General features: G+C 60.8%; 21 protein-coding genes and 2 pseudogenes. 12 read left to right on the plus strand and 11 right to left on the minus strand.

What is annotated here, in order from left to right; all coding sequences use genetic code 11:
- Positions 1–1698: 1698 nt before the first annotated feature.
- The 4 genes from OJB03_RS14995 to OJB03_RS15010 form a co-directional block, all read right to left on the minus strand.
- Positions 1699–2121: a hypothetical protein gene (locus OJB03_RS14995; protein ID WP_263788839.1), complete on the minus strand. Its 423-nt coding sequence runs from the start codon at positions 2119–2121 to the stop codon at positions 1699–1701.
- A gap of 178 nt (positions 2122–2299) precedes the next feature.
- Positions 2300–3445: a hypothetical protein gene (locus OJB03_RS15000; protein ID WP_263788842.1), complete on the minus strand. Its 1146-nt coding sequence runs from the start codon at positions 3443–3445 to the stop codon at positions 2300–2302.
- A gap of 138 nt (positions 3446–3583) precedes the next feature.
- Positions 3584–3940 carry a hypothetical protein gene (locus OJB03_RS15005; protein WP_263788844.1) on the minus strand — a complete coding sequence of 119 codons (357 nt, stop codon included), beginning with the start codon at positions 3938–3940 and terminating at the stop codon, positions 3584–3586.
- A gap of 1144 nt (positions 3941–5084) precedes the next feature.
- The gene (locus OJB03_RS15010; RefSeq protein ID WP_263788846.1) at positions 5085–5459 is read right to left on the minus strand and encodes a hypothetical protein; all 375 of its coding nucleotides are present in this window, start codon (positions 5457–5459) and stop codon (positions 5085–5087) included.
- 223 nt (positions 5460–5682) lie between these two features.
- On the opposite strand from OJB03_RS15010, the gene OJB03_RS15015 reads away from it, so the two are divergent.
- Positions 5683–5946: a hypothetical protein gene (locus OJB03_RS15015; protein WP_263788848.1), complete on the plus strand. Its 264-nt coding sequence runs from the start codon at positions 5683–5685 to the stop codon at positions 5944–5946.
- Positions 5947–7265: 1319 nt separating this feature from the next.
- Here the strand turns inward: OJB03_RS15015 and OJB03_RS15020 are convergent.
- Positions 7266–7484, minus strand: a complete 219-nt coding sequence (locus OJB03_RS15020) for a hypothetical protein (RefSeq protein WP_263788850.1) — start codon at positions 7482–7484, stop codon at positions 7266–7268.
- 63 nt (positions 7485–7547) lie between these two features.
- Between OJB03_RS15020 and OJB03_RS15025 the strand changes: the two genes are divergently transcribed.
- Positions 7548–7850, plus strand: coding sequence for a LytTR family DNA-binding domain-containing protein (locus OJB03_RS15025; RefSeq protein WP_263788852.1), 303 nt, complete (start codon positions 7548–7550; stop codon positions 7848–7850).
- Positions 7851–8507: 657 nt separating this feature from the next.
- Here OJB03_RS15025 and OJB03_RS15030 read toward each other — a convergent pair.
- Complete coding sequence (locus OJB03_RS15030; protein ID WP_263788854.1) at positions 8508–8678, minus strand: hypothetical protein; 171 nt, start codon at positions 8676–8678, stop codon at positions 8508–8510.
- Positions 8679–8824: 146 nt separating this feature from the next.
- Positions 8825–9250 carry a putative toxin-antitoxin system toxin component, PIN family gene (locus OJB03_RS15035; RefSeq protein WP_263788856.1) on the minus strand — a complete coding sequence of 142 codons (426 nt, stop codon included), beginning with the start codon at positions 9248–9250 and terminating at the stop codon, positions 8825–8827.
- Positions 9251–9893: 643 nt separating this feature from the next.
- Here OJB03_RS15035 and OJB03_RS15040 point away from each other — a divergent pair.
- Positions 9894–10856 carry a homocysteine S-methyltransferase family protein gene (locus OJB03_RS15040; RefSeq protein WP_263788857.1) on the plus strand — a complete coding sequence of 321 codons (963 nt, stop codon included), beginning with the start codon at positions 9894–9896 and terminating at the stop codon, positions 10854–10856.
- Positions 10857–11478: 622 nt separating this feature from the next.
- Positions 11479–13071 carry a flavin-containing monooxygenase gene (locus OJB03_RS15045; RefSeq protein WP_263788859.1) on the plus strand — a complete coding sequence of 531 codons (1593 nt, stop codon included), beginning with the start codon at positions 11479–11481 and terminating at the stop codon, positions 13069–13071.
- Between the two features lie 459 nt (positions 13072–13530).
- On the opposite strand, the gene OJB03_RS15050 is transcribed toward OJB03_RS15045, so the two are convergent.
- Positions 13531–14244, minus strand: a complete 714-nt coding sequence (locus tag OJB03_RS15050; protein ID WP_263788861.1) for a M23 family metallopeptidase — start codon at positions 14242–14244, stop codon at positions 13531–13533.
- A gap of 860 nt (positions 14245–15104) precedes the next feature.
- On the opposite strand from OJB03_RS15050, the gene OJB03_RS15055 reads away from it, so the two are divergent.
- From OJB03_RS15055 to OJB03_RS15075, 5 genes are all read left to right on the plus strand, one after another.
- Positions 15105–15290: a hypothetical protein gene (locus OJB03_RS15055; RefSeq protein ID WP_263788863.1), complete on the plus strand. Its 186-nt coding sequence runs from the start codon at positions 15105–15107 to the stop codon at positions 15288–15290.
- Between the two features lie 419 nt (positions 15291–15709).
- Complete coding sequence (locus OJB03_RS15060; RefSeq protein WP_272507383.1) at positions 15710–16276, plus strand: fasciclin domain-containing protein; 567 nt, start codon at positions 15710–15712, stop codon at positions 16274–16276.
- 338 nt (positions 16277–16614) lie between these two features.
- Positions 16615–16971: a recombinase family protein gene (locus OJB03_RS15065; RefSeq protein WP_263788866.1), complete on the plus strand. Its 357-nt coding sequence runs from the start codon at positions 16615–16617 to the stop codon at positions 16969–16971.
- Entirely contained in the window at positions 16925–17029 is a 105-nt protein-coding gene (locus OJB03_RS15640) for a helix-turn-helix domain-containing protein (protein WP_263788868.1), read from the plus strand. The genes OJB03_RS15065 and OJB03_RS15640 overlap by 47 nt, the downstream gene beginning before the upstream one ends.
- A 146-nt stretch (positions 17030–17175) precedes the next feature.
- Positions 17176–17415: a FitA-like ribbon-helix-helix domain-containing protein gene (locus OJB03_RS15075; RefSeq protein ID WP_263788870.1), complete on the plus strand. Its 240-nt coding sequence runs from the start codon at positions 17176–17178 to the stop codon at positions 17413–17415.
- 866 nt (positions 17416–18281) lie between these two features.
- Here OJB03_RS15075 and OJB03_RS15805 read toward each other — a convergent pair.
- Together OJB03_RS15805 and OJB03_RS15080 are read right to left on the minus strand one after the other, a co-directional pair.
- A complete protein-coding gene (locus OJB03_RS15805; protein WP_423816387.1) occupies positions 18282–18386 on the minus strand; it encodes a transposase in 105 nt (34 codons plus the stop codon).
- A 399-nt stretch (positions 18387–18785) separates the two neighbouring features.
- Entirely contained in the window at positions 18786–20309 is a 1524-nt protein-coding gene (locus OJB03_RS15080) for an FAD-dependent oxidoreductase (RefSeq protein WP_263788873.1), read from the minus strand.
- Positions 20310–20856: 547 nt separating this feature from the next.
- On the opposite strand from OJB03_RS15080, the pseudogene OJB03_RS15085 reads away from it, so the two are divergent.
- The 3 genes and pseudogenes from OJB03_RS15085 to OJB03_RS15095 all read left to right on the plus strand — a co-directional run.
- Positions 20857–21327 (plus strand): annotated as a pseudogene (locus tag OJB03_RS15085) (tyrosine-type recombinase/integrase); the annotation flags it as partial.
- 249 nt (positions 21328–21576) lie between these two features.
- Complete coding sequence (locus OJB03_RS15090; protein WP_263788874.1) at positions 21577–22497, plus strand: hypothetical protein; 921 nt, start codon at positions 21577–21579, stop codon at positions 22495–22497.
- Positions 22498–23082: 585 nt separating this feature from the next.
- Positions 23083–23217 carry a hypothetical protein gene (locus OJB03_RS15095; RefSeq protein ID WP_263788875.1) on the plus strand — a complete coding sequence of 45 codons (135 nt, stop codon included), beginning with the start codon at positions 23083–23085 and terminating at the stop codon, positions 23215–23217.
- 75 nt (positions 23218–23292) lie between these two features.
- Here the strand turns inward: OJB03_RS15095 and OJB03_RS15100 are convergent.
- Positions 23293–23511: pseudogene (locus OJB03_RS15100) on the minus strand (methyl-accepting chemotaxis protein); the annotation flags it as partial.

Below are 23511 nucleotides of genomic sequence, written 5' to 3' on the forward strand. Positions count from 1 at the left end.
CCTCTCTGGAAGGCTGCCTGCCGGTTGTGTCCCACGTAGACTCATGCCGCATGCTAGCCGCATGTTGATCGAGCCTCCGAAAGAGCCGCCGCGAGGCCCGCGAGTGCCGTTCGTGGGGCCGCAGCTAAAAACGCGACAACGGGGCCTTGTCGGCCGGGGCCCTGTCAGCCGGGGCCCCTTTTCAGGTCTCCCGGGCCTCCAAGCCGTTTGTCGGCAGGGGGTCACCCGCTATTGTACCGGTTGCGAACAATATTGCACTTTGAGTCGGAGCGGGCCCGTCATGCCTTGCGGCTTGCTTTCCATGACGCAGAACCTCCCCGAGGTTGACGAGCCAGCCCACTGCCTGCGCGGGCCTGACGTGGGCACGGCGGCCCCATTCAGACCAGGTGGCCCCCGTGCGGGTAGCAGCTTCCAGAGCAGAACGCCAGAAACGCAACATAACGGGCCTTATCTATCGGCGCGTCCCTCGTCAGACCAACCCGACGGGAGGAGCCTCTTGTGCATGGAGCCTTGGGGCACGCGGCCTGCTGGCAGCCCAGGATCAGTAGTCTGAAATCAGTAGTCTGGGATCAGTTCGAAGATCCCGGCGTGCCGGAGGACCTTCTCTTCTCGCCCCTGTCGTGGCTGGAGGCCTTGGTTTTTGACCCGGCTATCGGCAACCGCGGTGCTTACAGGCAACCGCGGTGTTGGGGGCCCCTGCGGGCGGGTGGGCCTCCAGGGGGACAGCTGTCCCTGCCCAGCCGGCCGCCACCGGATGTCTTTCTCATAGGCTGGCCCTCCCATGGATTTGCCCTCCCGTGGAGCCGGTCTCCTCGTGAGCCGGTTCCCTCACGTGTTGGCTCCTTCGCGGATTTGCTCCTTCTCAGGTCAGCTCTCCTCACTGCGCGCACCTTCCCTCCTCGGCGTATACTCCGGGGCGTGCCCTGTGGCGTGCTCCGTGGCGGATGCCTGTGGCGGGTGTCTGTGGCAGGTGCCTGTCGGGGGCTCGCCAGTGGCGTCCGTGAGCGGTAGTGTCCATCGGCGGTAGTGTCCATCAGCGAGCGCAGTCTCGGGGGATCTCCCCTTCCAAAACGCCCCCGTTTTCCATGCCTGCTGGCCGGGGCGCTGCCCAGAATTTGGGGCCCACCGATCTTCCCTCTTCGCCCTTCCCTCCGAGAGCCCCGCTGCCTCGTCTCGCGGGCCTCCCAGAACGGCCGATTTTCCATGTGTGAGGAATTGGAAATTGGCCTATATTTTTATGTGTGAGGAACTGAAAATTGGCCTATGTGTGAGGAGCCTATGTGTGAGGAATGCCACTCCTTGTGGGAAACCCCCCTCCCCCCTTCTGAGGGCCGTGTGTGAGGAATGTGTGAGCTGATGTGTGAGCTCATGTGTGAAACCGCGGGATATCGCGTTTTAGCCGGGCGGAAACGCCCCCCTGCAAATCCTCCACTTGCGGGCCTCTGTCATCGCCGCCTCTTCGGCGCATTTGCCCCTTCTGATTGTCGTCTCCAGGTTGCCTGCGCAGGCGGGGATCGTTCCCGTAGCTGGAGGTGGTCTCCACAGCCGAAGATCGGTTGGCTGGAGACTGGTTGGCTGGAGACCGGTTCTGTTATTTCGGAGGCGCGGGCTTTTTCAGGGCCGCCCTCCCTCCGGCGGGGAAGATTGTCCCTCGGGGGAAGAGTTTCCTCCAGAGGAAGAGTTTCCTCCAGAAGGGGGTTACCCTTCAGGTGGAGAGCCATCTGTTGGCGGAGAGCCATCCGTGGGCGGGAAGTCGTTCCCGGGCGGTGGGCCGCCTGTGGGCGGAGGGCCACCTGGAGGGGAGGGCCGGGCCGCCTCCTTCAGGCGCTCCTTCTCGCGGGCCCGCTTCTTTTTCCGGAGCCTCCGCTCCCAAAGCCCGGCGGCGCAGGCCAGAAAAAACGGCACGGCCGGGATGCCCACCAGAAGCGCGAGGGTCTGCGCCGGCAGATGGAAAGCGTTGACGCTCTCCTCAGGACCGGCCCCGGGAGGACTGCCCCCGGGAGGATTGCCTTCAGGCGGATTGCCCCCAGGAGGGCTGCCTCCAGGAGGGTTGCCCTGGAGGGCATCCAGGCGAGCGTAGATGAGCATGAGCGCGAAGCCAGCCCCGATGGCAAATGCCATCGAAAAGAGAACTTTTCTCAAAAGGCTGGTTGCCTTCACGGCATCCATGACAGAAGCAAAGGGTTTGTAAGAATAAATCTGGTAGCAAAGAGCCCGCAGGAAGGAGCCTGCCGGCAAAGAGCCTGTGGGAAGAAGTTCGGCAGGAGAGCCTGTAAGAAGCTTTCTTCCAGCCGCCTCCTCAACCTGTTTCTTTCGGCCAGCCTCCTTCTTCCGGCCAGTCTCCTTCCCCTGCCCGGCCGGCCTGCCCCGGAAGAGGCGGCAGCATGTCCTCATCCGGAGCCTCGATCGCAAGCCGGGCGGCCGCCTGCAGGAACGCCTGCTGGTTGGGCCGCTCGCCTGGGCCCGGCCCTCGCCCGGGGTGGCTGGTCGCCTCCTCCACCCGGCGCTTCGTCTCCGGCGCCACGTATGCCTGGAAGCTGGAGCCATCCGTCTCCCGGGGCTTCCGGTAGAAATCGCTTTCCTCTCGGATGTACCGCAAGGCCTCCGCCGGGGCCTTCTCCATCCAACGGGTTAGCATCCGGGTAGCCCGCCGGGCCAGGTCGCTTCCGGTCTGACCGAGCCGGGCGCCTTTGCTTTTCAGGCGCTCCTTCGCGCTTTCGGTGATGTAAAAATGGACCCCCTTCCCCCCGCGCTCCCGGCCCGGAAGAATCGGGAGCACCTGGTAGGGCACCTCTCGGCCTGAGGTCTCCCGATTGGGGTTCTCCTTTCCTGGAGTTTCCTGTCCTGAAGGCTCTTGTCCTGAGGCTTCCTGCCTTGGAGTCTCTCGGCCCGGCCCGAGCCACCGGCAGGCCTCCTCCTGGCTGAAAAGCTCAGGCGGGCCGCCGCGGCCCACCGTCGCGATCTCTTGGGCCGCGGCCCGGACCACCTCTGCCCGCCCGCAGCGGCAGAAGGGAAGCGCCCCGGCCCCGCCGCTGCGGGCGCGCTCCTCCTCCAGGCGCCGGAGGGCCCTGGTCAGCGTCCGGGCAGCGGCTTCCACCGGCTCCCAGCTCTCCAGCCCGGGCTGGATCCCTGTCCGGGCCTGCCCGCTGGACGGAGACGCCTTGCCGGCCGTCTCCGCCAGGAGCCGCCCGGGGAAGCAGCGCCCCTCCTCGATCCGCGGGAGGAGGGAGCGGCGGAGGTGCTCCCTCAGGAGGTGCGGCACGCTTTTGAAGCCGCCGCGGGCGGAGACGACCCGCCGGAGCTCCTTCGCGTCGGCAGGCCGGAGGTGGATCGATTTCCCCTCCTTGCGCCCGGATGTGCCTTCTTGACCGGATGTGCCTTCTCGCCCGGTCTCCTCTTCTCCTTCGGGGCTCGGGTCGTCCTGATCAGGGTGGCCAATGCTCATAGCAAAACATGGTTGGTTTGGTACAAGGCTGTGCTTCTGTGGTGGTGACCCTGGTGCAGTGGTGACCCTGGTGCGGTAGTGAACCTGCCGCAAGGGCGACGTGACAGTAGTGGCCGGAGTCTTATGCTACGCTAGCGCCTAAAGCGCCGCCGGCACCCGCCTGGCAAATGTCTCCGGGGCGGCCCCGAGCAGGTGCTTCGCTCCTTGCCGCAGGGCTCCCTCCACGTCCGCCCGGCCCGGTGATCCGGGCCCGGACAGAAAAACCCCAAACCGGCGGTGCATCGCGTCGTCGAGCCGCCTCCATTCCCTCGGGCCGACCTGCCCACCCAGGCCTCCCTCCTCTCCGGGGCCCGCCTCTCGGCAGCGTTCCATCCACTCGGCGATCGTGGCGCACTGGGCCCGGATTTCCGCATTCCGGTCCCACCCGAAGGCCAAGTGCCTGACGTGCTCCGACATGCTGTCGTAGGTGCTGTAATCGGCGGTCTCCCGGACCAAGCGCTTTCTCTCCCGGCAGATCCGGGCGCTGGCAGATAGCTCAAGGCCCGAGGCCCGCCTGCGCCGAATGCGTTCCGGGGCCGCCGGGAGGTCCTCTTCTCCTTTCAGCTTTCCGCCCTCCAACTCGCTGCCTTCCAGCTCCCCGCTTGCGGCCAGCCGGGCTGCGCGGAGGTGGCGCCGGATCAGGGCCAGCGCCTCCCCGACCTCCTCCGTCCCGAAGAGAAACCCGGCCAGGCGCCGCAGCTGGTCTTGCTCCTCTGTGCCGATTTTCGTTCCGAAGTGGACCCAGGCCCAGAAAAAGAGGAGCCCGGCCTTCCCGATGGGCGGGGCGGTCCCGCCCGGTGGCCACGGCCCGGAGGTAGGCCGACCGGCCCCGGTAGCGGCTGCAGGCGACCGCCTCGCTCAGAAGCGTCGCCTGAACCGGGCTCAGCCGGACGCTCAGGACCTCGCCTCCGCCGGCAGGGTTGCCGGTTGCCGCTAGCGTCTCCATTGGTGGCCTTCTCGCCGGCGCTCTCGGCTTTTTCCAGGGCCCTCAGCTCCGCGAAGAGTCCGCGCCGGCGGTGCCACCGGTGAGCCAGGCCGGTGCCGGAGGGCATCTCCCCGGCCATGAGCGGCCCCGGCGCGGGCCGCCCCTCCCCTGGCTCGGCAAAGAGCTCGCCCTGATCCGGGCTCCGGGAAGATTTGCCCCTGGAGGGTGTGTCCTGAGAGGACATGCCTTGGGAGAATGTCTCCTGTGAGGAGGGCCCGTCGTAGGGCGCTTCCCGGGGCCTCGGCTCCCGGAGCGGCCGGCCTTCCCCGCTGGTCACCGGCTCCAGGTGGACCTTCGTGCCGGGCACGTCCAACCGCCGGCGCCTGAGTTGCTTTGTGTCGCTTGCCTGCCCCATGCCGCCCGGGTGCTCTGTGCTACCTGTCATGTCTCTTGCTTGTGTTTGAGTAAATCCGTGTTTGGGGGAGCCTGTGTTTGGGTGAGCCTGTGCTTGGGTGAGCTTCCCAGCGCAGGCGCCAGAAGACTCTCTGCCGTCGGCTGGCCTACCGCCGGGCCTCGGCCGGTGCCCGGGAGGGGCTGGCGCCGGGCGGACCAGCGCTTACCGAGCATTATCGGCCGCGGGGTATTGCCGCCGGAAAACACCAGCACCCCAAAGCTTCACCGGTGGCGATCTTCTGCGATCAAAGTCGCGATGCGGGCCAGCCCCCGCGGCGAGCAGTGCCGCCACTCCGCATTTTTCTGGAAGCCTTCCGGAAGCCAAGGCAACGTGTGGTCGGCGATTTCTTTCTCGGCGGCGGTAATCTGCCCGGTGGCGACGAAAACGACCTCTAGCTCCGCTTCTGCAATGTGCCACCTGCGGTGTAGAGCCTCCTCGTTTTCTCTGCAGCGGACTGAAGGATCCTTGCTGGTAACCCCAAATTTGCAGAGAGTCGTATCTGACTGGTGAGGCCAACCCCGGTTTGTGTCTGCGTCGATGTAAAAGCAGGAGCCCTTGGAGACTTCCCCTCTGAAAGTCGCTTCGTTGTAGAACATGATCAAAAGTCGGTATTGAAAAAGTCGGTGCTAAAGCCGTGATGGAGCTCTGAACGGCTGGCGAACACAGATCATCTGCCTACCGGCATAGGCTGTGAAGTCTTTGCCGATTCATGCTTCAGTCCATTATAAAACCAATTGGTTATAAAAGTCAATCCCAGTGTCCCTTGTCTTGTGAAGACTAGCCTCTCAAACTGCCTTCAACTCACAGACTCAAGGCGACGTGGACTGCGATTTCTTCGACGGCCAAACCCTAACTCCTGAGAAAATTCAGGACCGTGCCCACCTGCTCTGGAATCAGTCTGGGGATTCTCAGGAGACTCTGGCTGCAGGTATCGGTCGAAGCCAAGCTGCCGTGAGCAAAGCGCTCAGGGCAGGCGAAAGCCACAAGACTCGTTATGTCAGAATCTGCGTTGATGTGATCGAGCACTATTGCAAGAAGGTGACGATCAACTACCCAAGAGGACAGGTGGTGCTTGAGGAGTAGCTCGCCCGTTGGGGCCAGAATTCCGTCGGTTCTAAGACCTTTCCCCGACAGTTCGAGCAGGCTTCTAGCACCAATCGGATGTTGAGAGTCTACGTTGTCACAGGTGGCCTGCAAGTTGTGGGTGACTTGCGAAAGGGTGCTGAACCTCTTTCGAAACTAGCGCCTGTGGCAGGCAGCACAAGTGTAGCATCCCAATACTTTCCCGAGGCTTTCAGTACTCCTGAAGTCCGGATCGGACGCGTTCTGGGCATAGGTGGTACCTATCGATTTGGAAAGTGGAGAAACGTTCATCGTACCGGGTTTGCTCCAGATTTTTTACACTTGTCGAGACTGCTGTCTGCATGCAGATGCATATTCACATGCGTATTCACAGACGTGAGATCGACGTTGTACACCTGCGGGCTTACTTCCAGGCCTGAACAGTTTAGACTTTATCAGAAGCATTTCTATCAGAAGCACTCTTCGTTTTCTGCGGTCCGACTGGAAATGACAATTGCAGATAAGCCTTTCTGATCGGCTTTCTTCCAGCGCGCAGATATCCTTGAACCCCACCCCCACTTCTCCACGCCTGCTTTGGTAACTAAGCGAGGTAGCTAAGCGAGGTAACTAAGCGAATCAGCGCAAACCCGAGTCTCCGATGGTCGCGTTCGCCTGGGCCGGTTCTCCCCTGGGCATGTCTTCCCTACCCACTCTCCCCTCCCGCGCCCAACTGATCCCGCTGCAGTAACCGGTCCCGCTGCACTTGAGATGCCGTGCCTCGGGCGTGCCTCTTTCGGTCCGGAAGCATGCGGGGACTCTTCTGCCGGTTGGCCTGCCCGCTCGCGTTCATCTGGGCTTTTGTCATTTGAGCTTATGTCATTCGGGTCCGTAGGACTAGGTGCCTCCATCGGCGCGTTGTCTAACTTTGTTCACCAGCAAGCGTACGCTCAGTGCATCTCGAACTCAGGGCATCTCGGCATCGGGGAGTGCTCCCCGCCTTGAGACTACTACTGGCCTCCACGCTAGTCAACCGAAACGCTGCCTGCACCCAGGCCTCCAGCTTCCCGGAGCCCGCGTCCTGCCACCTTGCCGCAGAGGGCTCTCAAACCGAAATTGCTCTGTGATTGCTCTATGTGTGAGCTTATGTGTGAGGAACCGCTCAACTCATGTGTGAGGAATTGGAAATCGGCCTATGTGTGAGGAGCCTATGTGTGAGGAATGCCACTCCTTGTGGAAAACCCCTCCCCCCCCTTCTGAGGGCCGTGTGTGAGGAATGTGTGAGCTGATGTGTGAGCCTATGTGTGAGGAGGGGGATTTCGCCCCTTTCACCACACTGCCTTTCAGCTCGGCCCAGCGTCGTCTCCAAACGCCCCTTGGGGACGCTCCCACTCTTCCTCGCTCAAAAACACGTCCTGATCAAAGCTTTCGCTGCGGGCGGCCTGGATATCCTCTTCGTCCATGTCGTAGGGCGTCCCTCGCTTCACCATGTCTTTGACAGACTTGTCTCTCTTGATCGTCGTCTCGAATTCCTCCTCGTAGCCGGAGATGGTCTCTGTCATCTCCGGGTCGATTTCCGCAGCGCTCGCAAACTGATCCTCGTTCCCGAATATGCCGGCGGGCGCGTGCAGTTCGTGAAGACCGACGCCATCGAGTGGGTGGAAGCAGCGGGCGATTACGTGCAGCTCCACACCCCCGACACGACGCACCTTCTGCGCAAGACGATGCAGGAGATGGAGGCGGCACTCGACGGGGACCAGTTCCTCCGAATCCACCGCTCGACCATCGTGAACGTAGACTGCCTTCAGGAAATGCGGCCCTACGGCTCCAACAACGAGTACACCGTCATCCTGGAGGACGGCACGAAGCGCAAGCTCAGCCGCACCTACCAGGACGAGGTGGATTCATTCTTCGACGGGGCGCTTTAATCCGCCCCTGAGACATGGCAAACCCGCCCATCGACTCTAAGCTACGACATGGAGGCAGACAAGCAGCAGACGCTCCATCGCGAAGGTGGATCTTGGGAGCTAAGCTTCCAGAGCGAGGTGGGGCTGCCAGCCCCCTGTGGGGCAGCGGTAAGGTAGAGGGGACCAGGTCTGGGCAAGCGCTGACTAGGGGCTTGCCGACAACCTCGGCACCACGCTCGGCGTGCAGTCAGGCGCCGCCGGCCAGTCGAGCGCTACTGGACAACCAGGGACCACCGGCGCACGAGCGATCTGGACGTTCGAGGCTGTTGCGCTGGCCGGTGGCAAACCTGCAGCAGACAGCGCGGGCTGGTGGACCTGGGCTCTCGCCCGCAGGCACACCGCTCGACAGAGATATTTTCTGACAGGGGTTCATAGGTGCTCCAAGACCTTCGAGATGCAAAGCGCGGTCACCACGGTTTCTCCAACTGGGTCTCAGTGGAGGTCTCCGGGTAGAAGAGGTAGTGGAAGGCGTCTCTCTCAGCCCTTCAAGGGTAGCCGATAATATTTCGTTATCAGTTGTTAGATTTATCGCCCAAAGCGGGACTGAATGGGGCCGGTCCATCGGGCGATCCGCTGGGCGACTTGACAGGTTGGTAGGCGATCACTGCTCTGCGTCGCCTACCCCTCCGTGACACTGATCGACTCTACCTCCTCTTCTGAGAACCGCAGGACTTCTCCACTGGCCGTTTTGATCTTGTAGCCCTCCCGGGTTTTTCGAATGTCGTCTTCCGACTCGACCTGATACCGGGTCTTTCGCCGGTCCGTGGTGGTTACTTCGGCAACAAGCATATTGGCTTGAATCGCTTTGGCTTAGCTCACTCGGACTTGACTCACTGAGCTGGGCGTTTCGTCTTGAAGCAGGGCGGACTGAGATGGGGCAGAATGAGGGCAAGGCCCTGGTCTCTGAGCACTTCCACAACCTGTTCCAGAAGCTCTCAAGTCGCGGGGACCGGAATCCCCATGTGAGACCCGAGTTCCAGAAGATCTGAATCTCCGGACACGACAGCCTCTGCCTCCAACTCCGGAGCATATTCGAGAATTTTGTTGTCATCCAGATCCGAACTTATGCCTTTAATCGACGGTGGATCGGGGGTGTACAAGACGACCTCCCTAGAGGCAAACGCTTCGATCGGGACGCGCTTCTCCGACCTGCCTACTGCACCGGTCTTTTGGAGAGCCTTCTGGTACTCCATCACGGTCGGATCGGAGAGGGAAAGCGTGATTCGGTCGTCGAACCAAAGCTCCACAACCTGCCGAGGAAGGCCGCTGAAAGCCAAGGGCACGAAGATGTTTGTATCAACGGCAACCCTTGCCTCGACCCTCCACCGGCAGGCGTCCGCCCCACAGCCCTTCCTGAGCACGGCGTTGCTAGTGCGTTTTCCTCCCGTCGTGCCGGCTTCTAAAGACGATCCTCTGGGTCGTCATCGGTCCAAATGGCCAGCTGTGCCGTAGCTGTAGTCAGGCGGCGACTTGAGAGGAAAGTGTCTTTTGAAGGTTGCACAGCGCGTATTACAAGTGGTGCAATGGAAAAGCTCTTGTCTACTTCCGGTGTCTCCTTCTTTGTCTGGCCGACGAGAACAGGTTCTCATTCCAAAGTCATGTGTTATTATTTTTGGCCGACGGTTATTGCCAAGAGTGATACCTTCAGTTGTTACTGGGCAAATTGGGATTCCTGCCATGGCCAGTTGAGTGGCCGCCGCCCGGGCCTCACCTAGGCGCCTTCACCAAGCGCTCTCAACAAGTACACCGGGAAGGGCCTTCTGATCACTTTTGAGAAGTGTAAAGGAGGGTGAGGACCCACTGACGTACTACAGGTATCGGTTTGATCTGGGATTGAGCTTGAATCCCCAGGACGTCTCCTTTGCACGCCCAGGCCAAGAGGATACCAGTCAAGTACACGGCTTCGGCTCGCTGCAGGAAAAACCTGCGGTTTCGGAGATATGATTAGCCAAGCAAAAGTTATTTTAGGGTGGAACCACTTTTCGACACGAACAATCGTTCGGCATGAAAAACCTACTGACACGACCCTCCGGCAACCCTGTACTGCTGGACGGCGGCCTGGGTCAGGAACTGATCCGCCGGGGCATGCTGGACACGGAGCCTTCACTCTGGTCCGCAAATGCCCTCACCGAAGCCCCTGACCTAGTGCAGGAGGTGCACGAGGACTACCTGCGCGCAGGCGCAGACGTGATCACCACCAACACCTACGCTACGCCCCCGGAACGCCTCTCAGAGGCTGGCCTGGAAGGCCGGGCCGAGGCGCTCAACCAAAAGGCCGGCCGCCTGGCGGAGCGCGCACGGGCAGCGGTTGGCCAGGACGCTCTCATTGCGGGATCTCTACCTCCGATTCGAGGGAGTTACCGGCCCGACTTGGTCGGCGAGATGGACGAGATCGAGCCACAGTACCGCGAGCAGGCCGGCTACCTGGCCCCACACGTCGACTTCTTCCTCTGTGAGACGATGTCGACCCCAGGTGAGGCCCAGGCGGCGGCCAGAGGAGCCGCATCGACCGGGTGTCCAGTGCTGGTGTCGTATACGATTGCGGACCCCTCGTCGCCGGAAGAGGCCGAGCCGCGTCTTCGCGACGGGCGGTCTCTCGAGGAAGCGGTCGAAGCACTGTCGGGGCTTCCGGTGGAGGGAATCCTGCTGAACTGCTCCTACCCCGAAAGCATCTCGGCGGCCGTGCCAGTCCTCCGCGAGCTGACCGACCGGCCAGTCGGCGCTTACGCCAACGCGTTTACTCACATCCCGGATGACTTCGACGAGCATGCGGACGCCCTGAACTCGGGCGCCAGACCCGAACAGCGCGAGGACCTTTCTCCCGAAGCCTACGCCAAGCATGTCGAAAACTGGCTGAGCGCCGGCGCCGATATCGTGGGCGGGTGCTGCGAGGTTGGGCCGGGTCACGTTGCTCACCTGCGCACCATGATCGATAGCGCGGCGGACACTCGCCGGGCAGCGGGATAGCAATCTCGGTTCGGCGAGACGACCTTCCCGCAAGCCGGCCTCCCCGAAGGCTGTATCTCTGGCCACACGTCGAAGCACACCGTCGTTGCTCCCGGCAACGCAGACGAGACGAAGCGATCTCGACGAGTATCGTCGTCGAACGTCTCGCTGTCGTCCTCCGAAGCCAAGATTCCGAGCAATGGCAGTGCAGAGCGCCAGGGCCGTTTGACCAGAACCGCAGTTTGCTCATCCATGTGGCAAGGCGGTCGCACTGGGATCGCGACGGCGGAGGAGGGCTCCCGCATCGTGAGCGGGATCACAGCCGACGTGCGCGACTCTTTGAGAATGGCTCGGGTTCCTTCCAAAGATTGGGCCATTCGTTTTTGATGCAGACAGATCGTCCGCTCTGTCTGCTCATTTACAGACATGTGTTTGAGAAAGGTTTACTGGTTCCTCCTGGCGTCCGGCGGCGTAAGCCGCCTCAATTTGGCGCAGAGCCCGGTAGGGGTAGCGGCCCGCCAGGAATCGGGGTGGCCCACCTCAATCGGCTCGTGCCGATGACGCCAGCTGCCCGCCTCGCCCATCCACCCGGCGTTCAAACCGGAAGATCGTCAATCCGAGTACGCATATTCCAAGTACACATATGATGACACCCCGGACGGCGACAGATGTCGATACAGCAATTATCGGAACCGGCTTCGCCGGCCTCGGCGCATCGATCCGGCTCTTGCAGGAGGGCGAGGACGACTTTGTCGTGTTTGAACGGGCAGAAGAGGTCGGGGGGGTCTGGCGAGAAAATCGCTATCCGGGCTGCGCCTGCGACACGGCCTCCCACCTGTACTCGTTTTCGTTTGCGCCGAAGCCGGACTGGTCCCAGCGATTTGCGAAACGAGATGAGATCCTTACGTACCTGAAGACCTGCGCGACGCAGTTTGGCGTCCGCCCGCATATTCGGTTTGGGCATACGGTCGAGCGCGCGGTCTGGGAAGAAGAAGCGCTGAGATGGAAAATCGACACCTCGGAGGGGACCTGCACTGCACGTACGCTTGTCCTGGGCGTCGGCACGCACTCCCAGCCGCACGTCCCCGACCTTCCCGGCCAGGCGCGGTTTGACGGCCGAGCCTTTCACTCGGCCGACTGGCCAGCCGACTTCGACCCGACGGGAAAGCGCGTCGCCGTTGTCGGGACGGGGGCCTCGGCAGTTCAGATCGTGCCCGCTCTCCAACCGCATGCCGAGCACCTGACGCTTTTTCAGCGCACGCCGGCATGGGTGGTCCCCCACGGTAATTCAGAGATCCCCCCCTCGGTGCATCGCCTCTTCGAGCGCATTCCGGGGCTGCTGCTGCTCTGGCGGTACGTTCTGCACACCATCCGAGAGATGTCGGGATTGCTCTTCTGGCACCCGAAAATTGCTCGCCTCGTGGAGCCGCTCGTTCGCCTCTGGATGCGACGTCAAATTCCGGACCCCGATCTGAGGGAGACCCTGACGCCTAACTATACCCTTGGCTGCAAGCGCATTCTTCACTCCGACGATTACTATCCGGCTCTGATGCAGCCGAACGTGCGGGTAGTCGACGGAGCCGCACGCGAGGTGCATGCCGCTGCTGTGTCCGGGCCCGACGCGACGAGTACCACTGTGTCGGATTCCGATGCAACAACGGTCCCCGCGGCGGGGCCGCACGCGGCGGACGCGATCGTCTACTGCACCGGCTTCAAGTCCACGAACATGCCGTTCAGTCGCTGTATTTACGGGCGGGGCGGGCGCTCGCTCAACGAGGTCTGGGGGCCGTCGCCTCGCGCGCATCTGGGCACGACGGTCTCCGGATTCCCAAACTTGTTTCTGTTGCGAGGACCAAACACCGGGCTCGGCCACAACTCGATCCTCCCGATGATCGAAGCGCAGATCGAGCACATCCTCGGCGCGCTGCAGTACATGGAGGCAACAGGCACCGCGGCCGTTGAGCCCCGTCCAGCCGCTCAGGAACGCTTCGTCGAGCAGGTTGACCGCTGGTCGAAAAACACCGTGTGGACGGACGGCGGATGCGACAGCTGGTACCTGGATGAATCCGGCCGGAACGCAGTCTTGTGGCCCCGATCCATCGCAGCCTTCCGTAGGCGCGCCGAGGATTTCGACCCGTCAGAATACGTCACGGTGAGCCGACCCGCATCGTCCAACGGCACAATGTCGAAAACGCCGGCGGAGAAAGCCGGTCGCGGCCCCCGGTCTGGGAAATAACCGTCGGATTCGTGGGGAAATAGCGCTGGATTCGACGGTGGCTCCCACACTTGGGAACTGCTACACGTGGAGACTGCCACAGCACACTTCCACAGTGTAGGAAAATCGGGCAAAGCCACTGGGACATTTTGCAGCAATCATTCCCGCCCCATGGGGAATGGCGACGGCGTGTTATCGGCAATCATCGTCGGGGGTGATTCCCCATATCCTGAATGCAGCTCAGCGGCTGTTTCCAACACCGGCCCTCGACACCTTGGCGCGGGCACGCGGTCTGTCCGATTTGACGATGTCTCTGATGTAGTAGCGCCCACAGTACAGGAGTGTCTCCCCGGTGACCAATCAAGCCAAGTCGGCCCTGCCAACGAGTTAGCTTCCGGCCAGCCTTCCAGCTAAAGGTCGTGACCCGCCCAAGTATTGTAGGAAGAGAATCAACGTGACAACCATGATGGCCTGACTAAGTCACCGGCTGGCTGCGTCGTCACCGGGCCGCTCTTCGGCGTAGAGGTCCACCTGAATCTGAAGCGGCTCTGCCCCCGTCTTTTCCCCCAGAAGATCGGGGGCTCCGGTCCACGCTCCGACGTGCACGTGCGGCGCCCGAGAGGTACCGTTGTTGCCGACTTTTCCAACGACATCTCCGCGCGCGACGGTGTCCCCCGGCTCCACTTCGATTTCTCGGACATGAGCATAGGCGGCGGTGATTCCCTCCCTCTCGTCTTCAAAGACGATGAGTCCCGTCTTCCCGTCTCGATTCACAGCGCCGGGCTCATTGGTGCTATCAGGCCGCGCTACCCGTACGACTCTTCCTTCAAACGGGGCCAGCACGTCCTGTCGCCACCCGTACCAGTCTTCGTTGTCCTTTCCAGCAGTTCCGGGCTTGTAGGCCCGACCAATGCCATCTCTCCCAACCTTCATCACAGTGAAGTCGCGGGCGAGCTGGTCAACCAGACGAAGCTGGGGGCGATAGGTGTGCTCCCGGGTGTTGAGATACGTGCGCCTGCCAGGCACGTCGATCGGGGGATGGATCAGCACCGACTGGGTCAGGGTGTCGCTTTCAAGGTCGAGTCCTTGTTGTGCGCTGGCCTCCTGTGGCAGGGCCACGAGAGTGAAAAGGCCGATGGCGAGGATGCTGAGAAGACAGGCTGTGCTAAGCAAACGTACTGCAAGTCGATCCATCTCTGGTTGGCTCTGGTTGACAGGACTGAAGAGGCAAAGCTTCTAGTTCCTTCTGCTCACTCGAACCACGATATTGGGCGGAAGTCTGTTACAGCGGGCCGTGTCTCCAAACCTGTGAGCAGTAGTTCTCGACCCTTACAAGCTGTAGTCTCCACCTCCGCCTACTTCTACCTCTAGTTGCTAAGCATATCTTGCCCCTCCCCTTGATAGCGAGTTTTTCCAAGCAGAGATGGATCGCAAAAAGACTCGAAGAACCCAGTCGGGGTGGGCTGTGCGGCCTTCTCGCAGGCCACACCCAAGACACAGGTTCAACGCATGCCTCGGTGCAGACATGTGTCGCCGCCCGCAGGCACTTGTCTCTCGCGGGCATAGTGTGCCCGTTGAGCAACGTTCGAACCGCGAAGGGGGGCGACGGCTTCCAGATCCCCGGTGCGACAGGATGTTGCCAGCAGTTGAGGCGAGAACGCCCGGTCTGGATGCCTGCCAGCATGCGGGAGGTAACTGGGCACCCCATCAATCCGTGTTGGGCTTCGGTATAGCCCTCTGTGGGTATGATGGGGGTTCTAGTTGGGACGCGGTGGGACTCAGCCCCGCCTATGTTCCGTTTGTGACGCTCCTTTCTGCTTATCGAATTGCGTCCCCTACCGTCCCGCATCCCGGTTGTCTCAAAGCAGGAACGGTCAGGCCCCACTCCCCTTCGACTCATCGCATATCGACAAACCCTTTTGAATCCGGCAGTCCCGCATCTCCCGCCTTGAACGCAAGAGGGGATTTCTCCCGGGGTCCGGCCGCACTCCAGACATGGCTCTCAACCGCTGAAATCCCCAAAGCTGACATCCACCTCCAATCCGCGAGACTCAATGCCCGAAGCAGAGCTCGAAAACCCGTACGACGAGGACGAGGAGCCCGACCTCCACACCGCCTGGACCGAGGGCGCTGAAGCAGCCCACACCGACGAGGATATCGGTCCCGTCGAAGACCTCTATGACGACCCCAACGTGGCCTACGCCTTCTTGAAGGGATACACGGAGGTAAGCCGGCCGTAACTCGACTTTCCATGTCAGCGCCGGAAAATGATGGGTCTGTTTCAGACCACGTGGGCCCCGGCAGGCTGAGAGTCGGCAGCGCAAGTCACCACAGCTCTAACTCTTCAGAAATTCATTCGAAAGGCACCCTGCCTGAAAATGGTCACTGAGGAAAACTCTTCAGGATGGAAAGCTCTTCGAGAGATTGCCCGAACGTACGCTCCCCTGCAGGTCCGGCCCCACATGCAGAGTCCAGTGGTGTAGACTACGAGCGATTCTGCGGCTCACGAGATGTTTCGGGCTACAGGGTGTGACGAACCTGTGCGGAAACAAGGCAGCTGTGACGATGGCGTCACCCCCACAGCAAATAGGCAATATTGCCAAGACGCAGAGAGTTTCTAGCTGTGTTAGTTTATCCCTTAAACACTTATACACAGCCAATGTCTACCCGCTCAATATCAACACACCCGATGTTAGCATTCTTGCCTCGGACAACCTTCCTGGCCATTCTTGGGCTCGCCCTCCTGGTCGGTCCCGCGATGGCACAGGGGTATGGAAATGACGAGCAGCCCGATATCGTCGACACGGCCGTGGAGGCCGATAACTTCAACACTCTCGCTCAGGCCTTGGAGGCTGCCGATCTCGTAGGGGCTTTGAAGGGAGACGGACCGTTTACCGTCTTCGCCCCCACCGACGCCGCGTTCGACGCGCTGCCAGACGGCCAGCTTGAGTCCCTCCTCCAGCCCGAAAACCGGGAGCAGCTTCAGGCCATCCTGCAGTATCACGTTGCGGAGGGGAAGGCCATGGCTTCGGACGTGACCGGCATGGACGCCGCCCCGACCCTTGAGGGCCGGTCCGTACAGATTCAGGTCGAGGATGGCACTGTCCGCCTGATGGGCCAGAACACTGCCACCGTCGTGCAGACCGACATCGAGGCGTCAAACGGTGTCATTCACGTTATCGACAGCGTTCTTCTTCCGCCAGAGGCCGAAGGCGAGGGAATGTAGCTTTCTGTCTCCGGCCTTCTGTTTTTAGTTTCCTACCTTCGCTTCTCCCCCTAGGAGGCTTGTAAAGGGCGTGGCTGGTCGCCACGCCCTTTTCATTTGTGGCTTATGTGGACTGGTTTTGGAGTCGACCCGCTTTCGTGGACGCCTGTTGGCTTTGACTTGCCTGTAGGCTTTGGTCGAACGTGGATCGGAAAGCAGAAGTCGTTGCCTCAAAAACGGTGGTTTTTGAAACGCCGAGCGCAAGCTATACCCATCCTGACTGAACGGCAATAAACGCAGGCAGTGTTGCTTCAAAACTTATCGGGTGAATCGGGTTTTGAAGCAACCGTGTTTCCACCGTGCAGATCGGCTACGCCCGCGTTTCTACCACGGGTCAAAACCTTGACCTACAACTCGACGAGTTTGAGAAAGCTGATTGTGAAAAGATCTACGAGGAGCAAATCTCCAAGATGGAGGCCTTGGAGGAGAAGGGCGTCGACTTCGTGTTCCTGAGCGAGGGGATCGATACGACCACCGCGCAGGGAAAACTCACCTTCCACATCTTCGGGGCCCTGGCCGAGTTCGAACGCGAACTGTCACGGGGGCGAACGATGGCAGGGCTCAAAGCTGCCCGGGGGCGAGGAGGAGATCCCGCAGGTCCAGTCGCTTATGCGGAACGAGGAAGTCTCCACCTCGGGCATCTGCGAGCGGTTTGACATCAGTCGGGCGACGCTCTACCGATACGTTGGTTCGGACGGGGAGCGCAGGCGCTGATTGTCTTGTCCGATCTAACGGACACCATCCATGAACTGCATCGGTTTCCATGCAGTTCGCATGGATGTCTCTACTGAGCGTCGTTTTCTACTGAGGTAGCTTACCGGCATTCAGGCACTCAATTTCTCGAAATAAATCTTCTGGCTATGGCAAACCTAACTGTCAAGGACCTGCCAGATTCCCTCTACAAAAAGCTGAAGTCCCAGGCCCACGCTAATCGCCGCTCAATCGCTTCGGAGGTGACAGTGCTTCTGGAGCGGGCCCTTGGAGAGCGCGCCACTTCCGAAGAAGATCTTCTCCACCGGGCAAAGCGGCTCCGTGACCGAACTCCGACCCGCCTTACCGAAGAAAAGCGCCGGGAGGCCGTCCGGCGAGGTCGATCGTGACGGAGATCCCCTCGGCGGGGTCTCCCCCGGTGTTCTCACTTCAGATCTCTACGGCCGATGATCGTTGCCGACAATACCCTCATCAGCTACTTCACGATCGAAGGGGAGGTTCTGGGGCAGTTTCCGGAGACGGCCATCCACCCGGATGACTTTCTCGAGCAAAGGGAATAAACGGCATCTGGTCCAGTGGCCCCTTGACGCTATTACAGATTACAGGCAGCCAATTGGGAAGTATAGATACGGGTTACCTCAGCGGGCGGTCTCCACGGCCAAGAGAAGGGAATCTTCCAGAGGAGTAAGGATAGGTCTCGCAGGACTGCTTCGGCCAAGGTTGGGCCGCTGCGCGGCGGCAGGGGCCAACCGTGATCACACCCGATCCGGTAACACCCGATACCGTCGCCGTATCGGGTGTTATTTCTTAGAAGCGGAGAAGGTACATCAGGGATGGCCGCAAGCCTATACGGGTGTTCGCCATTGGTTGACACACGTTCAGCGCTGGGAATATAGACTGTAGGCCGACACTCCTCAAGGTAGATCTCATCAGAGGAAAATCCGTCGAGGCCCAGGTTGCCTCGATCTGGAAACGAAGTCTGGAAGGACAAGGATGCGCCAGGTGATGAGCGGATCCTTGCCTTTTTAGATTTGGGCCAGGGGTCACAGACAATATCTCTACGGGTATGGTTGACGAGGCAATCATCGCCGCCGGCTCTCATCGGACCCGACCTGCCGGTAGAGCGTCGCTGAGGAAATGCCAAGCCGCTCGCAGATGGTCTCGGGCAGGGACGTCCGGGTCCTGAATCAACCGTTGGGCGAGCTTGGCGTCGTCCTCGCCCAAGGCTGGCAGCCGCCAGCCGGTCTTTCCTCGATCACGGGCGGCCCGGAGGCCGGCCTCTTCCATCGACCTCAGGAAGAGCATCCTCAATGCACTCAAATTGCTCGTCGGTCAGCTCGTAGCGGCGACGTCGGGCCATGGGAAAATCTCAGAACAGCTCTACTTGCGACCCGGTTGCCTTCACACCGGTTCTTTATCAGACAGTGCCTCGACTTCCACGGCATCCTGCTGCGGCGAGGGGATCTGCGCGTAAGCTCGAAGCTCCGAGCGGCATGGTCCCGTGTGGATGTCTCGTGTGGATGTCCCGTGTGGATCCGTTCTCCGATGTCCCATCACGCTGGTCGGTATACACTAAACCGGCAGGTCGGCTTACAAGCTTCGTTTCACAGGATTGACTGAGATGGAGTGAGCATTGTGCCGGAGCTATTCACACGTAAACGGCATGCTGACCAGGGTGCATGTGTGTGCGACACCACTTTCTGCCAGGCATGTTAAACCAAAAGATGTGCACGGAGACGAAACCTATACCGCTGTCTTTCTACGCCTCGTTCACTTCCGCTGCGGCCCGGATGCCCGATCGCAGCGCCCCCTCCATCGTCGCGCGAAGCACCGAGGTGTGCTCGCCGGCAAAGTGAATCCGCCCGTGTGGCCGCTGAAGCGCCTCAAGGTGCCCGGTCACGTCACCAGGGCCCGGCCACGACCATGCCCCGAGGGCATAAGGATCCTCGCTCCAAGACTTCACAACCCCTCCCTCCTGAAACTCGCGGATCCGGGGATGGAGCTTTTCTATCTGGTCAAGTGCTACCTCCGTGATCTGCGCGTTGGGCCGACCGGCCAGCTGCTCGGCCACCACCCCGCTGATGAACGCCTCTAAAACGGAACGCTGATCGGGGCCCCCAGCGTCCGAATAGGGCTGCCGGTCGATGCGGCCGACCGGAAGATCGGTATACGCCGACCCGGTAACCCCGTCCTCGTGCCAAAATCCCTGCTGGACCTGGAACTGTACCCGGAGCACTCGGGCGTAGGGCAAGTCCCTGAGAGCAGCCTGCTTCTCGCTGCGCAGCTGCGGCTCCACCTGTAGGCCCTGCATCACAGGCGCCGGAACGGTGCAAATCGCCTGATCGGCTTGAAGGCTTACAGGGCGGCCTCCCTGCTTGGCCTGGACTTCGACTCCCTGCCCTGTGTCCCGTAGGGCCTGGGCCTCCACGCCATAGCGGACATGCCGGCCGAGCCGACGGGCCATTGCCTCCGGCAGGCGGTCGTTGCCGCCCTCTAAAACGAAGGGCGCCCCGCCCATAAACAGCCCAAAGTCAGACACCGCCGAGGAGAGAGCCGAACTGGTCCCTACTGCGGAGCCAAACCACTGGGTGTCGCGGATCAGGTGAGTAGCTCCTTCGCTTGCGCCCTGCTCGCGCATGTACTCGCCCAGGGTCATCTTGTCGAGACCCGCGAGGGGCGGCTCGTTCCAGCTCTGGGGCTTGGCGATTGCTTTTGGCAACGTCCCGAAGAGATACTTTTTCATGATCCCCACCGGGCCCAGATTCTGCTCCTCTTCGGTCAGGTCGTAGGGCCAGTCGGGCTGCTCATTCGGGCCAGCCGCAAAGCGCTCTCCCTTCAGGTGATAAAGCTTCGGGAGGTCCGGCTGGGCCCACTCGGCCCGTTCCAGCTCCAGCTCGTCGATGTACCGATTCGCCTCGGCGTACGTCTTCGAGAAGCCTGCGGCCCCAACCTCCGCGTGGAGGCCAGGAGCGAACGGGTCTCGGAGCGTTTGGACCCGGCCGCCAGGGCGGGTCCTCGCCTCCAGGACTGTCACCTCGTGGCCCGCCTCGCCGAGCTCCCAGGCAGCGGCTAGCCCAGCAAGGCCCGCCCCGACGACGATCACGTCCTGGGGTGCCGACGTCGGAGATAGCGGCGCCTGTGGGATGGAGGTCGGATCGGAGGCGGCCCACGCCCTGGGCACATACAGCCCGAGGCCCGCCGCCCCGGCCCCGACCGTGAGCTGCTGAAGAAAGCGGCGCCGGGAGGAGCCGTGGGGGTCTTGTCTCTCGGAAGCAGAGAACATAGCGATCACGCTGGTTGTGGGGGAGGAGCGAGGCCCTAACCTAAGCGGTGTGCAGACGGGAAGCGAGTATCATGAAATTCACAGGGTCCCTGTCCAACAGACACAGAGCGCCCTGAGAGTCTAACGCTAGCCTCCCTTCATGTCATGGCTGCTGGTCTAGCAGCGTGCCGATGGGGCGTCTTGGCCGCTTGATACCGTCCCCAATTCGCGAGCCCCGACGCAGGCAGGTAATCCGTGTGACGGTGGTCTACGCGATTTTCCAGTCTCCCGTTGAGGCTTGAAGGGGACATAGGTCTATTACTCAAGGGAGAGAGCGGAAGGACCAAGACCGGCCGCTTTTCGTGAATGCGTTACGCAAATATATAGAAGCGTAACAACTGAGCCCGGCAAGGGTTCTTGGCAACACTTGTCTCTGACCCGTTTCCACTCCCCTTCTGGCCCGATGGCCCGCCCCGACAAGCTCCCGAAGATCCTCACCGAGGAGGAGACATCCTCGCTTCTCTCCCAGCCGAATCAGCGATAGTTCGGCCCGAATCGCGACTACCTCTACATGCGCCTCATGCTCAAAGCAGGACTTCGGGCGTCGGAAGCGACGGTCCTTGGGTCCAAGTACTTAGGTCTCATGAGCGGGAAGCTGACGGTTCGGGAAGGAAAGAGCACAAAGAACCGGACGCTTTGGGTCGGAGAGGACCTCTTGGAGGAGCTCAAGGAATGGATGGACCGGCGCGTAGCGATAGCTGGGGAGTCGGAGTATCTACTGCCGACATCGAAAGGGACGCAGGTGGCCACCTCCCATCTGCGCCCGTCGGTGAAGCGCTATGCCCGCAAGGCCGAGATCGAAGAGGTGGGCCGGGTGTCTCCGCATACCTTGAGGCACACCTCCGCCACGCGGCTCTACCGGGAAACCGGAAACATCCGGCTCGTGCAGAAGGCCCTGGGGCACTCCGGTCTCTCCACGACGATGATTTACACCCATGTTGTCAACGAGGAGCTGGAGGGCGCGATGAAAGACCTGTAAGCGTTTGCCAATTGCATGGAGACCGGCGTGCAACTGGACGAGAAGACCATCCCCCGCCCCGGGACTGGGCATGAAGCCGCCTGCCCGATCTGTACAGAGCAGCATACGTCCCACCACAGGCGGACTTGTGCCGGTCCTTGACTTTTTTCTGAACGAATTGCTTCTCCTGAGAGCAAGGATTACTTACTCTTATGGTTGTGAACATTTAGCATTTACTGCTTTTCTTCTACACGCTCAAATCCCTTGTCTGTGAGCAGATCTTCGGTACTCCCTTTCTTCTCTCTTGCCCTAGCGGCTGTTTTGGTTTTTGGATGTGACTTCGGTGGAAGCTCCCAAGAGCGAGAGTCCTCCCCCAGCGATGATGGAAGCGCCGTTGCCCTCACCCTTACCCGTTCGGCCAACTCCAATGTCCCCAGCAGCGCGGACAGCGCTTTCGTCCGCATCTGGAAACCGAACGGAGGCTATAACCTGAAGGATATTGTGAACGTCCCTGATCCAGGGCAGCAGACTGAAGTGTCCTTGGAGGTCCCTCCCGGCAGTGGATACCAGGCCGGAGTACTTGTGACAAAGCCGCAAGAAGGCTCTGGGTCATCCTCTGATAGCTCCAGGTCATCTTCCGATAAAGACTTAGTTGCCCATGGCTCGTCAAGTCAATTCTCACTCAGTTCTGGGGATACAGCTCGCGTGAGTCTGGATGTCAACGTGGCGGATCTCGTCCTGGAAGCGCCTTCGTCCCTTCAGGCCAATGAGAAAGACACCGTTGAGGTGATCTACGGTGTCAACCCGCCGGACAATGATCCTTCTATATTTGCTGAGCGTAGCTCAAATTCTAATTTTGACTATTTCGACGGTACTAACCTTAAAGAAGTGTCCCTTGTTAGATCAACCGACACCACAACAACCAAAGATTTTGAGGTTGTTAGCTCGAATGTCCAATCTAAAGACACCATATATGTCAAAGTTCGGGTGTTTCCAGACTTTGCCTCTGATTGGGTGCCGGTAGAACAGGGGTTTTCGAGTGAGTTCTTTCCATCTGAAGAAGGAGGCCCGTCGTTTTCAGTTCCCGTTGTGCCGGATAGTAGCAGCGACAGTGGCACGGTCATCATCACGTTCTCGCAAGATGGAGACGGATGGAAAAAAACGCGTCACGCTGTTGGGAAGTCCAACTAGCTGAAAACTGGCAGGAGTTGATATCAAGCATCAGGCCCGCCCCGATCTCGGGGGTTTTTGTATAGCGGCAGCTTTTCTTGAGAAAAGTCGTTCTCCGCCGGTTGCTGTTAGTGTCCGTCAGTACCTCACACTTCTCCGCCAGTCTCACGATACTTTCCGCGAGTGTCTACCAGCACGCCGCCAACACGCCACCAGTGTCCGACGGCCCGCCGCTGGTCTCAAGGTAACGTTCAGTAACGTAGCCCTGAGGCTACACCTTACAATTTCTGGTGCGCCTGTCCTTATCTCTCTTTTCCCAGAGGGACGGGTCTTTCTGTGCTTCGCGCGCTTGGAGTGTTGGACTGTCGCGGAACTGCCCCACAGCTCAAAGGCTACTTAAAACTGTTCCCCGCCCCAGGTTGCCGTTTAGGGTTTTGAACGGCCCCGGCCGAATTGCCACCTCGCACCCGGGCCGTAGGTTGTGCCCGCCCGGACGATCACGGGAGGGCACTCGAGGATTTCAGCGGCGATAGAGAGCGCAAAGGACGTAGACTTCCAGTACAACAAGAACGACCGCCCATCCCTCCCCCCATGTCATCAAATTATGTGGAACGGCACGACATTCCGGATTTGCCGCAGCGGCGGGACTCGACGAACAACCAGATTGAGGACTTACGGGAGGCTGCCGAGCAGCTCGGGATGTACGACACTGCCGATCTGCTCGCCACTTACAACGATTAAGAGTTCGGTTTGACGCCGCGCTAGACGCGCTCATTGGAATGGAAGGGGGCCAGTAGTCTGCCCGGAAGGGCCACTCTAGCTCGTTCTCGTGGGGCGTCCAGACGCCGACACATTCGGGGTGGGCTCCGGCGCCGCGTCGCCCTGCCGCGCCCGGGCACCCTTCCCGGCCGCCGAGACGTCGAACTGCTCGATGAGATCGCCCAGGTCTTCGGCCTGACGGGACATGTCGTCGGCCATCTCTGCCAACTGGTTCGTCGAGTCCGACACGCTGTCCGCCACGCCGGAGATCGACTC

The sequence above is a fragment of the Salinibacter grassmerensis genome, from assembly GCF_947077765.1.
GTDB lineage: Bacteria > Bacteroidota > Rhodothermia > Rhodothermales > Salinibacteraceae > Salinibacter > Salinibacter grassmerensis.

Excerpts from the sequence above, each read along its gene's own strand:
- OJB03_RS14995 (WP_263788839.1), bottom strand. The coding sequence starts at position 2,121 with ATGGCATTTGCCATCGGGGCTGGCTTCGCGCTCATGCTCATCTACGCT.
- OJB03_RS15000 (WP_263788842.1), bottom strand. The coding sequence starts at position 3,445 with ATGAGCATTGGCCACCCTGATCAGGACGACCCGAGCCCCGAAGGAGAA.
- OJB03_RS15010 (WP_263788846.1), bottom strand. The coding sequence starts at position 5,459 with ATGTTCTACAACGAAGCGACTTTCAGAGGGGAAGTCTCCAAGGGCTCC.
- OJB03_RS15020 (WP_263788850.1), bottom strand. The coding sequence starts at position 7,484 with ATGACAGAGACCATCTCCGGCTACGAGGAGGAATTCGAGACGACGATC.
- OJB03_RS15030 (WP_263788854.1), bottom strand. The coding sequence starts at position 8,678 with ATGCTTGTTGCCGAAGTAACCACCACGGACCGGCGAAAGACCCGGTAT.
- OJB03_RS15040 (WP_263788857.1), top strand. The coding sequence starts at position 9,894 with ATGAAAAACCTACTGACACGACCCTCCGGCAACCCTGTACTGCTGGAC.
- OJB03_RS15045 (WP_263788859.1), top strand. The coding sequence starts at position 11,479 with ATGATGACACCCCGGACGGCGACAGATGTCGATACAGCAATTATCGGA.
- OJB03_RS15050 (WP_263788861.1), bottom strand. The coding sequence starts at position 14,244 with ATGGATCGACTTGCAGTACGTTTGCTTAGCACAGCCTGTCTTCTCAGC.
- OJB03_RS15055 (WP_263788863.1), top strand. The coding sequence starts at position 15,105 with ATGCCCGAAGCAGAGCTCGAAAACCCGTACGACGAGGACGAGGAGCCC.
- OJB03_RS15060 (WP_272507383.1), top strand. The coding sequence starts at position 15,710 with ATGTCTACCCGCTCAATATCAACACACCCGATGTTAGCATTCTTGCCT.
- OJB03_RS15640 (WP_263788868.1), top strand. The coding sequence starts at position 16,925 with ATGCGGAACGAGGAAGTCTCCACCTCGGGCATCTGCGAGCGGTTTGAC.
- OJB03_RS15075 (WP_263788870.1), top strand. The coding sequence starts at position 17,176 with ATGGCAAACCTAACTGTCAAGGACCTGCCAGATTCCCTCTACAAAAAG.
- OJB03_RS15805 (WP_423816387.1), bottom strand. The coding sequence starts at position 18,386 with ATGGCCCGACGTCGCCGCTACGAGCTGACCGACGAGCAATTTGAGTGC.
- OJB03_RS15080 (WP_263788873.1), bottom strand. The coding sequence starts at position 20,309 with ATGTTCTCTGCTTCCGAGAGACAAGACCCCCACGGCTCCTCCCGGCGC.